This is a genomic window from Anabaena lutea FACHB-196 (assembly GCF_014698305.1).
Taxonomy (GTDB): Bacteria; Cyanobacteriota; Cyanobacteriia; order Cyanobacteriales; family Nostocaceae; genus Anabaena; species Anabaena lutea.
In genome coordinates, this window is sequence record NZ_JACJST010000049.1 from 1 (window position 1) to 12,163 (window position 12,163).

At 37.2% G+C, this 12,163-nt stretch carries 4 protein-coding genes, 1 tRNA gene, 1 pseudogene and 1 CRISPR repeat array; of the genes and pseudogenes, 2 read left to right on the forward strand and 4 right to left on the reverse strand.

The window, feature by feature from the left end:
• Positions 1-101: 101 nt before the first annotated feature.
• Positions 102-1,736, forward strand: a pseudogene (locus H6G59_RS26530) (FdhF/YdeP family oxidoreductase); the annotation flags it as partial.
• A 185-nt stretch (positions 1,737-1,921) separates the two neighbouring features.
• Positions 1,922-5,847: direct repeats of the CRISPR family, unit length 37 nt; unit sequence GTTTCAATCCCTAATAGGGATTAGTTTAAATTGCAAT.
• Between the two features lie 297 nt (positions 5,848-6,144).
• Here the strand turns inward: H6G59_RS26530 and H6G59_RS26535 are convergent.
• The 3 genes from H6G59_RS26535 to H6G59_RS26545 form a co-directional block, all read right to left on the reverse strand.
• Entirely contained in the window at positions 6,145-8,319 is a 2,175-nt protein-coding gene (locus tag H6G59_RS26535) for a DEAD/DEAH box helicase (protein ID WP_190720947.1), read from the reverse strand.
• 222 nt (positions 8,320-8,541) lie between these two features.
• A tRNA-Ser gene (locus H6G59_RS26540) sits at positions 8,542-8,626 on the reverse strand.
• 57 nt (positions 8,627-8,683) lie between these two features.
• Positions 8,684-9,613, reverse strand: a complete 930-nt coding sequence (locus tag H6G59_RS26545) for a TIGR04168 family protein (protein ID WP_190720950.1) — start codon at positions 9,611-9,613, stop codon at positions 8,684-8,686.
• A gap of 150 nt (positions 9,614-9,763) precedes the next feature.
• Here H6G59_RS26545 and nadA point away from each other — a divergent pair, with 150 nt between their 5' ends.
• Entirely contained in the window at positions 9,764-10,726 is a 963-nt protein-coding gene (gene nadA / locus H6G59_RS26550) for a quinolinate synthase NadA (protein WP_190720953.1), read from the forward strand.
• An 85-nt stretch (positions 10,727-10,811) separates the two neighbouring features.
• On the opposite strand, the gene H6G59_RS26555 is transcribed toward nadA, so the two are convergent.
• Positions 10,812-11,777 (reverse strand): hypothetical protein, encoded by a 966-nt coding sequence (locus H6G59_RS26555; RefSeq protein WP_422603190.1) that lies wholly within the window; start codon positions 11,775-11,777, stop codon positions 10,812-10,814.
• Positions 11,778-12,163 lie beyond the last annotated feature (386 nt).

Below are 12,163 nucleotides of genomic sequence, written 5' to 3' on the forward strand. Positions count from 1 at the left end.
TAACAATTATATGATTCGAGTTCTCAGTTCCTGTTTCATTGACTCTACATTAGATTCCTCTCATCCCTTATGTCAAGCCTAATTGAGATGCTCTTACCCTGAGCCTCAAACATAGTGATTGTGTTGTTTTAATTGGTTCTAACGCACCTGCAAACCATCCGCGATTGATGAACGAATTAATCAAATTGCGAGAAAGAGGCGGTAAAGTAATTATTATCAACCCCCAAATAGAAATCGGTTTAGTTAAATTTGCCTCTCCTGCATTTCCCATTAAATCATTACTGACAGGAGGTTCAGATATATCATCATTATATTTGCAACCGATTCCTGGTAGTGATGTCGCATTATTTGTCGGGTTGCAAAAATCCCTAATTGAACAGAATTTGATAAAAACAGAATATCTCAATTCTTATACAGAAAACTGGCAACAAATTATAAATTATGCCCAAAATACTCCTTGGGAAAATATTACTAAAATCTGTGGTTTATCTCAAGAAGAAATCACAGCTACAGCTTATTTAATAGGTCAATCAGAGCGTATAGTTTTTGCTTGGGCTATGGGAGTAACTCAACAAGCAAACGGAGTTGATAATATTTTAAGTATAGCAAATACAGCCTTAATTACAGGTAATGCTGGTAAAATTGGTGCAGGAACAATGCCAATTCGTGGACATTCCAACGTCCAAGGATTTGGTTCAATGGGTGTCACCGTCAATTTGCGAGAAGAAATCAAACAAGCACTATCGCAACTATTAGGAAAACCCATCAGCGAAACTCCTGGTTATCATACCCGTGATTTAATAGAAGCAGCAGAAATAGGAAAGATAGATACACTATTTTGTTTAGGGGGAAATTTGTATGCAGCTAACCCAGATTTACAGCAAGCAAAACAGGCATTATCGCAAATAGAAACTATTTTTTATGTAGCTACAAAACCGAATTTAGGACATTTTCACGGATTAGCTAAAACGCAAACTTTGATATTACCAGTCTTCAATAGATTTGAAAATCCCCATAAAACCACAACAGAATCAGGTAATAACTTTGTGCGTTTAAATGATGAAGGTAAAAGTCATTTACAACCACACAATTCTGATTTAATTTCGGAAATAGAATTAATTACAGAAATTGCTCATCGTTTACATGGAGAAACACCGATAAATTGGCGTAAATTACAAGATACAGTTTATGTGAGAGACTTAATTGCTAAAACCATTCCTGGTTATGAAAAAATAGGTGAAATTGATCAAACTAAAGAAGAATTTATCATTGCAGGACGGATTTTAGAAGAACCTAAATTTCCCACATCTGATGGTAAAGCGCAGATGTTTGTCACACCTTTACCGCAATTATCTTTACCGAATAAATCTGATTTTGGAGTTTCAGAAAATCAGTCAGGAATTATAGTCATATTGGGAACAGGACGCAGTTATGGACAACATAATACTGTAGTTTATCGCAGTGAAGATAAATATCGAAATATGCCCCATCGTTATTGTATTTTAATGAATAGTTTGGATGTCAAAAAAGCAGGATTTCAGGAACATCAACGAATTACAGTTAAAGGGAATGCGGGAGAATTAAACAATATTGAAATTATTTGTGGGGGAATTCGTGAAGGTGTAGCTTTTATGTTTTATCCTGAAACTAATGTTTTATTTAAAGCGGAAATTGATCCGCAAAGTGGTACACCTGCTTATAAAAGAGTTCCAGTTTTTGTTTATAGCAAAATGTAGGTTATCTCGTTCCCAGTCTCAGACTGGGAATGCTATCAGGAGTCTCTGACTCCACTTTACAAAGAAGGCAGAGCCTTCTAAAATTCATTCCCATACAGAGTATGGGAACGAGAAAATCCCTAATAGGGATTATGTGAAATTGCAACATAAAGAAGAGTAATGTCATCACCATGCCATTTAGGAGCGTTTCAATCCCTAATAGGGATTAGTTTAAATTGCAATTTTAATGTTACAAGGCTAACGCCTAATTATTTTTGGTTTCAATCCCTAATAGGGATTAGTTTAAATTGCAATTAAGCTGCCATTCCCAAGTATTAAATGTAAGGTCAAGTTTCAATCCCTAATAGGGATTAGTTTAAATTGCAATATTCAACTGTTTCTAAGATAGGAAGTTGACTACGAGAGTTGTTTCAATCCCTAATAGGGATTAGTTTAAATTGCAATTATTGAAAATGCTGATAAAGCGATCGCAATTAGAAGTTTCAATCCCTAATAGGGATTAGTTTAAATTGCAATTTTCTAATTTTGAATCCATGCTTGAAAATGCAGTTTCAATCCCTAATAGGGATTAGTTTAAATTGCAATAATCTTCTTAATTGGCTTATAGGCAGTGTTGAGCTAGTTTCAATCCCTAATAGGGATTAGTTTAAATTGCAATTTCCATTTTTCATTACTTAATTTATTTTCAAAACTTCTGTTTCAATCCCTAATAGGGATTAGTTTAAATTGCAATATTTATCACCTGAGCAAAAGGAGCTACAGAGAATTAGAAGTTTCAATCCCTAATAGGGATTAGTTTAAATTGCAATTTGCTGTTCCAGTCAGAGAAAATAATTTTTGTTGTTTCAATCCCTAATAGGGATTAGTTTAAATTGCAATTAAAATTGTTCTCCTACCGGGTTATTATAAATAGATTTAGAGTTTCAATCCCTAATAGGGATTAGTTTAAATTGCAATGAGATAGATTTGCTGGCTTCATTAATTGGGATAGTTTCAATCCCTAATAGGGATTAGTTTAAATTGCAATTTTATGGCAATCTACGATGGATCAAATTGTACCACCAAAAAGTTTCAATCCCTAATAGGGATTAGTTTAAATTGCAATTCACTAGACTCGGTTGGAATCCAGCGCTCAAATGGTTTCAATCCCTAATAGGGATTAGTTTAAATTGCAATGGATTATTCTTTATCCAGTCTATTACATTTTTGTAGTTTCAATCCCTAATAGGGATTAGTTTAAATTGCAATGTATCCTTTTCTTAATTCAATGATTACTCCTTTATTAGGGTTTCAATCCCTAATAGGGATTAGTTTAAATTGCAATGCGAAGCGCTACTTGGCATCTCTGCCCGAACTCAGTTTCAATCCCTAATAGGGATTAGTTTAAATTGCAATTAATCAACTTAAGAGTGATATTCAACCCCAAAAAATAGTTTCAATCCCTAATAGGGATTAGTTTAAATTGCAATTTGTAAAGCTGAATCCAAGTAGAAAGCAAAGAGTTTCAATCCCTAATAGGGATTAGTTTAAATTGCAATTTTGCTGATAGTTAATTGTTTTCCACTATCAGTTAGGGGTTTCAATCCCTAATAGGGATTAGTTTAAATTGCAATAGAGCCAATTTCACCCAAAACTGCTGTAATTGTCATGTTTCAATCCCTAATAGGGATTAGTTTAAATTGCAATCAAGCTTGCGTTTGGGATTATTAGTTTTGTTGATAGGTTTCAATCCCTAATAGGGATTAGTTTAAATTGCAATTCATTTTACTTTACCTGTTACGCTGTTTACAGCGTGTTTCAATCCCTAATAGGGATTAGTTTAAATTGCAATCTGCCGTTGGCAGTATTGGTACTTCTTTAAAAGTTTCAATCCCTAATAGGGATTAGTTTAAATTGCAATTAAAATCCCGGTGGCGATCGCCGCTAATTGGGCAGGTTTCAATCCCTAATAGGGATTAGTTTAAATTGCAATTTAATCAAGATTATAATTATTCAGGAATAGATGTTCCGTTTGTTTCAATCCCTAATAGGGATTAGTTTAAATTGCAATCTATGAGTTTTTAGAAAAATGCAAATTTTATTTGTTTCAATCCCTAATAGGGATTAGTTTAAATTGCAATTAGTTAACGTCTCTCGCCTCATTTCTTGAGATACTAGTTTCAATCCCTAATAGGGATTAGTTTAAATTGCAATATATCCACGCCAATAGATTTACCCTTTGATACTGAGTTTCAATCCCTAATAGGGATTAGTTTAAATTGCAATTTGGAACGCTAACGGTTGCCTCACCGTTATTGATTGTCAAGTTTCAATCCCTAATAGGGATTAGTTTAAATTGCAATCTCCCACGCCATAACTACCGATGTAGGGTTTAAGGTCGTTTCAATCCCTAATAGGGATTAGTTTAAATTGCAATGGTGTCATTCACCTTTGGTTTTTATGATGGTTGACTGTGTAGTTTCAATCCCTAATAGGGATTAGTTTAAATTGCAATCTGATAGGCAAGTATAAGCACTACGAAACTAGAAGCCAATTGTTTCAATCCCTAATAGGGATTAGTTTAAATTGCAATAAAGACTATCTCAAAATAGAGTCTTTCTACCCTGTTTCAATCCCTAATAGGGATTAGTTTAAATTGCAATTTCATCTTGTCCCCAGCTGGTAATTTGGGGGCAGTTTCAATCCCTAATAGGGATTAGTTTAAATTGCAATTTTTTTGGATAGTTTCTTCCATTATTTCATCGAGAGGAGTTTCAATCCCTAATAGGGATTAGTTTAAATTGCAATTAGTGATTACCTCTTCAGTACCAAAAACTGGAGTGTTTCAATCCCTAATAGGGATTAGTTTAAATTGCAATAGGCCACTAGTTACACCTCCACATCAGTCATACGGTTTCAATCCCTAATAGGGATTAGTTTAAATTGCAATACTTATTTAGACGCTGGAACGCCTGATGAAAGAATAAACGTTTCAATCCCTAATAGGGATTAGTTTAAATTGCAATACAAGAATTGTTTTATTGTTTAGGAGGAATTCAATGTTTCAATCCCTAATAGGGATTAGTTTAAATTGCAATAACCGTGTGATTTTGTAATTCCTTTTTGTTCTGAGTTTCAATCCCTAATAGGGATTAGTTTAAATTGCAATTATTTTACCCATAAGTTTCTCAACTCATGAAAGCTATAATGTTTCAATCCCTAATAGGGATTAGTTTAAATTGCAATATGCCAGCAACCAAAGATGATTTGTGCGATTGAGTTTCAATCCCTAATAGGGATTAGTTTAAATTGCAATATTCCTTGCTTCTTCTTTTGAGATAAAAGATGCAAAAGTTTCAATCCCTAATAGGGATTAGTTTAAATTGCAATAGAACCCAACCGGATTTATTATTGATGCCATCAAAGTTTCAATCCCTAATAGGGATTAGTTTAAATTGCAATTCCGTTTGTGTATATAGCGCAATTACTGCCACGTTTCAATCCCTAATAGGGATTAGTTTAAATTGCAATTTGTTTTGTGACCTGCTGCATAAAGAACGCCCTCATAGTTTCAATCCCTAATAGGGATTAGTTTAAATTGCAATAATTTTTCTGTCTTTAATACAGAGGTTGCGGGATTTAGTTTCAATCCCTAATAGGGATTAGTTTAAATTGCAATTCTTGGAGAATATTTTTACTGTCCCCCCTAACTGTTAGCGAGTTTCAATCCCTAATAGGGATTAGTTTAAATTGCAATTAAAAATTTGGCTTTTGCTGAATTGAGTTTACCAGTTGTTTCAATCCCTAATAGGGATTAGTTTAAATTGCAATAACGATTTACGCATTTAGGATATACACCCACTTAGCCGTTTCAATCCCTAATAGGGATTAGTTTAAATTGCAATTTTAAAATACTACAAAGCAGTGATTGAGCGATAGCTACGCTGTTTCAATCCCTAATAGGGATTAGTTTAAATTGCAATACGAGATGGGGGAAATGAATTGGCGTGCTGGAAAATCAGAGTTTCAATCCCTAATAGGGATTAGTTTAAATTGCAATTCTGACCCAAGTGTTGATGAATGGATCTAGCACCGGTTTCAATCCCTAATAGGGATTAGTTTAAATTGCAATAGCGGCAGTCTGAAAGCCTATATATATGTAGTTTTCAAGGTTCGATTGCGCGGATGAGATAATAATAGTCCATTCCAGCAAAAGTGTCAAGAGTGAAAAACGCTGAAAACCTTACTGTGTAAGGTGCGCGAGGGTGTAGACAGAAAAAATCAATCAAAGCCTTATCTAGATTTGATTTCAGCCATTTTTTGAGAAACCGGATTTTTTACACCCACCCCCTCGCGCATTAGGGGGAAGAAAATCCTTTTATTTCGTGGTTTTTTACCACCTAATTTTTTTACTTTACCAAATTTGAACCTAATCACCATCCCCAATATCCCGCTTAGGCGGACGCTTGTAAGTAAAAGTAAAACTTTCCCCACTAGCAATTACCTTTCGCATTTCATCATACATAGGATAACTACCAACACCACTGAGATTCGCCCAACCTCGCGCCCTCGTTAAAGCCACAAATAACTGGTTACGGAAATTAACATCACTTTCATTTCGCGCCACATTATCAAAACCTACTACATAAACCATATCCGCTTCGTGTCCCTTAGCACGAGTGATACGTGATACCGTCACACCACCATCACACCAAAATTTATCAGGGTCATTCTGAGGATATTGGGGAACTAAATCATTTAACTTTAAAGCAGTGGGAATATAAACATCAATATCGTATTCCATTAAGAAACTAGCGACATAAGTTTCTAATTCCATTGCTTCATAAGTTGAACCCAAAACCAAAACTAAAATATCACGACTGGGGTTGAGTCCATCATGGACAATATTGTGCATAATGTTCTCAGCTAAAGCCGTCATTTCCGCTTCACGAGAACCATAGGTTTCAAACTCTAAAACAGGTTTTCCCCAAAGTTCAGGAATAGGATTTGGTGAAAATTGTGGTTGTCGATTAACAGTTATCGGTTTACCAACTCGTCGAAAATCTCCTTTCACTTCATAACCAATTCTATTCCAATCATCTTTATTAGTAATACCAGTCAGCATCCCTTCTGGACGTAACAAACCCATACCAATAGCATGAGCAGATGTGAGAATTGGCCCCGGAGTCCTGTAACAACGGCGCATGACTTCAGAACGTTTAATTCCCCCTGGATATTGGGGTTGTTTATTCAGTAAATTACCTAATTTTTCGCCAAATACTTCTTTGGCTTTCGGTACTACTAAATTATCCAAACTTTGCGCTTCATCATAAGCCCAAATCAAGCGTCTTTCTTCTGGCTTGTCTTCATTTACAGGACGTAAAGATTGATAAGCTAACCAATAAATAGCTTGTTTATCTTCATATTTCAAATCATCTTCAGCTACTAAATCTTGACCTTCATCGATGAGAATAGCATCGAACATCGGTTCAATAGTAATTTCTTCCAATAGCCGTTTACTTAAATCTATTAAACCTCGATTTGGCTGTCTTTCATTAGTATTTTGCACAGTTCCCGGTCTTTTACCATGATATTCGCAAATAGTTCTATATAAACCTGGTTGTTCTCTTGCTCCCCAAGCATGAAATACTTGTAATTTAAAGTTAGTTTTTGGATCATAGTGCATTTCACCACAACTAAAACGCTTGATCCATTGGTCGAGTAAACCAATCATTAAATCATAGAGAGAACGAGTGAAAAAGACTAAAGCAATATCCCAGTCTGGATGCTTAAGGTGCATATGTGCGGCTTTTTGACATAGCAACACGGTTTTTCCAGAACCTGCAATACCGCGAATACGTTGGGGTCCCGCAGGAATTTCTTTACCAATATGTTCTTGCTGTAAATCTATTTCATAGAGTTTTTCTCGTAAACTATCAATGACACTAGAACGGGTTTTACCTGTAGTAGTAACTTGATTACGGGGTTGTTTACGAAGTACAGGTGTACCGCCAATCACCGATAGCAATAATTCCCAATCTTTATCTTCTAATTCTGTTCCAGGAATGACAATATTAGCTTGTTGAATGCGTTCCAATAAACCAACTTTTCCTAATTGGTCTTGAAATATAATTGGTGGAATATCTGGTAATTTATCAAAGCCTTTTTGTTGCCATTGTTCTGCGGTAATTTGCGGTAGTGCAACTATATTTCTACCATTAACTTTCCGCCAAAGTGCTGTTTCTCTATCACTATATGATATTAAGGCTCGCAGTTGGTGTTCTGCTTGTTGATAAGGATTGGTTTCCGTGATATCACTGTTCTCTAATTGCCATTGTTGACCATTAATAGCGGCAATTTGGTCAATATTAATAGATTTGACTTCAATTACGACTACACCAAATTCTCTATCAACTATTAAGATATCTGGCTCTTTTCTAATTTCTCCAGCTTTGGAAAAAATGGGATAACGCCAATAGCCAATACAGTTTCTATCAGCAAAAGCACTGCGAATAGCATCCCAAACTTTTTGTTCTCCATCTTGATTCTTGATTGCTTCAGTGGTGATAAATTTGCTACCCTGTTCTTCGATGCCTACAGCCATTTTCTTATGTGCCTAAAATGGTTAATGCCGTCAAGGTATCATTGCTGATGGGTAGTGAACCAGTGAGAATATACTGATGTGGGATTATAGGATAGACCTATGATACTTGAGTATGTTTGCGTAAGTAATAGCGCTCACAGCAAAATTAACGCTTTCAGATCATACTCTTGCGCTCTTCTGGAGTGACTCTGCGTCTGGAGCGTGAGATAAAAATCCATTCAACGGAGAGGGGGAGATTCGAACTCCCGGAAGCTTTCACTTCACCTGATTTCAAGTCAGGCGCAATCGACCACTCTGCCACCTCTCCAAATTATTTGTCAGATTGTGGAACACAAAAACTGACAAATAATACTATAACCTATAATTACGCAATTGGCACTACTGAAGCCGAAGAATTATAAAAAATTTCCTCAGCAGCCACCTGGAAGTCTTTACCGACCCAAACGAGAGAAGCTTTTGTTACCACACCATTCTCTAAAGAAACCAGAGAAAAATTCCGTAACTTTATACCATCTTCCTCAATAATCCGGGGTACAGTAGCGGCATTTAAGTAAATTGTTCCCTCTGGACTTCTAAACACAGCTTTTCTTTGCAGCTTCTTAGTATGGCGTAGGGTGCGGTGCATATGACCAAAAGCGACTAGAGAAACTGTTTTCTTCATGTTGAGACTTTGAGAAATCGCTTCCGCTAAATCAGGATCACCAAAATCACCACCTATAGGATGCCAATCTTTACCACAGGGGTCTTCAGGGCGATCACCTAAACCACTCGGCCCATTATGTCCTAAAAAAATAATATTGTCATAAGCAGCACTTTTCACTACTTTGACGATTTTATCTGCGGACTCTTCTAGACTAGAGACACCATACCGTTCCTGACAGATTTCCGCAAATCTCCATTCTGGTCCACCCCAGGTAAAAGGACGACCACCCACCACAGTTAAATTCCAATGGGGAAAATCCAACTTACCATAACCGACTTGGGACACTCCCAATAAATCTAGTTGTTCCTGCACCCAGTCTTCCTTGGTGCGGTCATAAGGACATTTTTTGCGTCCCCATTCAGTGGCCGAGTACCAGGCATCGTGATTGCCCATTACCGCTGCTTTGGGAATATCCAGGGAAGCGATCGCTCTTACCACTTCCACCGACTCATTCCCAAAATCTCCAACAAATAACACTAAGTCAACACCAAGCTGCTTGAGTGCTATGCCGTCTTCTACTTCCCATTGGTCGTGAACATCGCCAATTACAGCAATTTTGAGGGTTATTGATTGAGTTTTCTGACTGGTCATGCCACTTTAAAAAGCCGTATATCTCCAGCATATGAAACTCCACTCGATTTGGGCATAAATTGCCAACATCAACCGCCTACTATTTTTGGTAAAAACTACTATAATTGAATCCACAAGATAATAATTTGTACAAAAAAGCAGTTCTTAATTGTGTTTACAACTACACTTGCTCGACCACAAGGTACACTACCACTAGATTTATTTGCTGCCATTGAGGATCTGAAAACAGAACTCAACGCGGTGATATTAGCGCACTACTATCAAGACCCCGATATTCAAGATATTGCCGACTTTATTGGCGATTCTTTACAATTAGCCAAAGCCGCAGCAAATACCAATGCAGATGTAATTATTTTTGCCGGTGTTCACTTCATGGCTGAAACAGCCAAAATTCTTAATCCTGATAAATTAGTGTTGTTACCAGATTTAAATGCTGGTTGCTCTTTAGCAGATAGTTGTCCTCCAGACGAGTTTGCCGCTTTCAAAGCCGTACACCCAGAGCATTTGGTAATTTCTTACATTAACTGCTCTGCCGAAATTAAGGCCATGAGCGATATCATCTGCACCAGTTCCAACGCTGTCAAAATCGTCCAGCAAATACCCAAAGAACAGCCGATTATTTTCGCTCCAGATCGGAACTTAGGACGGTATGTGATGGAACAAACAGGACGGGAGATGCTGTTATGGCAAGGTAGCTGTATTGTCCATGAGACTTTTTCCGAAAAGAAAATAGTTCAATTAAAAATTACACATCCTCAAGCTGAAGCGATCGCACACCCAGAATGTGAAACCAGCGTTTTGCGTCATGCCAGCTTTATTGGCTCTACAGCCGCTTTACTTAATTATTGTCAAAAAAGTCCTACACAGGAGTTTATCGTGGCTACAGAGCCAGGAATCATCCACCAGATGCAAAAACTAGCACCTGATAAACATTTTATTCCCGCGCCCCCACAGAATAATTGCGATTGTAACGAATGTCCGTTTATGCGGTTAAATACCTTAGAAAAGCTGTATTTAGCCATGAAAAATCGCACCCCTGAAATCACCATGTCAGAGGATATCCGTCTCGCTGCATTGCGTCCCATGCAACGGATGTTAGAAATGAGTGTTTAGGTAGAATGTCATAGATTGTAGAGACTTTTCAGGAACAGTCTCTACATAGATTTTAGATTTTGATGTGTAGTCCATTTTGGGATGTTTAATTTCCCGCAGGAGTTGACTTAATCTTCTCCACTTCTTTCTGCGCTGCCTCACTATATTCCCTGTATAACTTAGTCCGAATTTTTGCCTCTTTATAGCGGCTATGATTAGGGGGAACCTTACCCATTAAATCAGAAGCCCGTTGCCATGTAGCAGCTAATTCCAACCACTGAGTTGAAGTTGTAGCTGTTTTACCAGAAGCAGAAGCTTGGTTGGCAAATCTCACAGCATCTGCAAATGCGTCATCTGATGAATTATTAGAGGCGTTAGAAAGGCCTTTGTTAACAGTACGGGATGATACTTGTGATTTAATCTCGTTTGCTGTTTTAAAAGATGGCAAAAAGTCTAGCGGGATGAAATTCTTGATTGTATTTCCTAAACCGGAATTAACCAGCCAAGCCAGCAAAAGCATTGTGCATAAACCAGCCGTCCCTATTATCCCCTTCTTTGCTGAATGTTTGTGCTTATATTTGTTAGTCAGTAAAGATTGAGCTTGAGGTAGAATCTGTTTTCCTGATTCAGCATAGGCTCCTGTAAAATCTTGAATGAATTGTTTGACAAAACCAGGCGGAGATAGTGTAATTTCCTGTGACCAAAGTAATTGATTTTCCCGACCACGGTTAATTTCTTCTAGCCACAATAATTGCTCTTCCCTAACAATGCGACTGTTAATATTGACTTTACGAATGTTACGTGGTGCAGTTGAATCAAGAATTTGCTGAATTTGCTGTACCAGAAGAGATTGCTCAAGTTGTTCTACTGTAGCAGCCTCACACAAAAGTTGTAATACACCATCAGCAAAAATCGCTCTAGTTCTGACACCAGACATAACTAGCTTTTCGTTCAATAGTTGAATAATCGCAGCAACGCTACCCTGGTGAGCTTGCCAAGCGATATCATTTATCCGATCTACCATTTGTGGTTTAGTGATAGCTCTTACACCCTGACCTGTTAACTGACTCATTAATTTAGGACTCTGTTTTTACAAACTTCACCTAGTCTAAAATTGTATGAGTAAATAGATAAGGTTGCCAAACAAAATTATTAAGACCCTGGTATCATATCCTGATCATGCCAACTTTATCCAATGTGTTTAGAATAGCTTAGAAGCACAGGGGTTTGTTCTCATATCTCACTCCCATGTTTTCCGGGTTGGAAAAGTGATGTACTTTAACATACTTGAACTTGTAGTCCACGTGGGTAGACTTTGCTTGTTTTGTAAGTAGTTAGAATCTTAAAAAAACAAAACCCCCCCCGGTGTGAAGGGGGAGGGGGGTTTGTGGTAAGAATAGACCTGGCATCGAGCTATTTTGGCGTGGGGCAACCCCCAGACTATCGTTGCCGCAACAG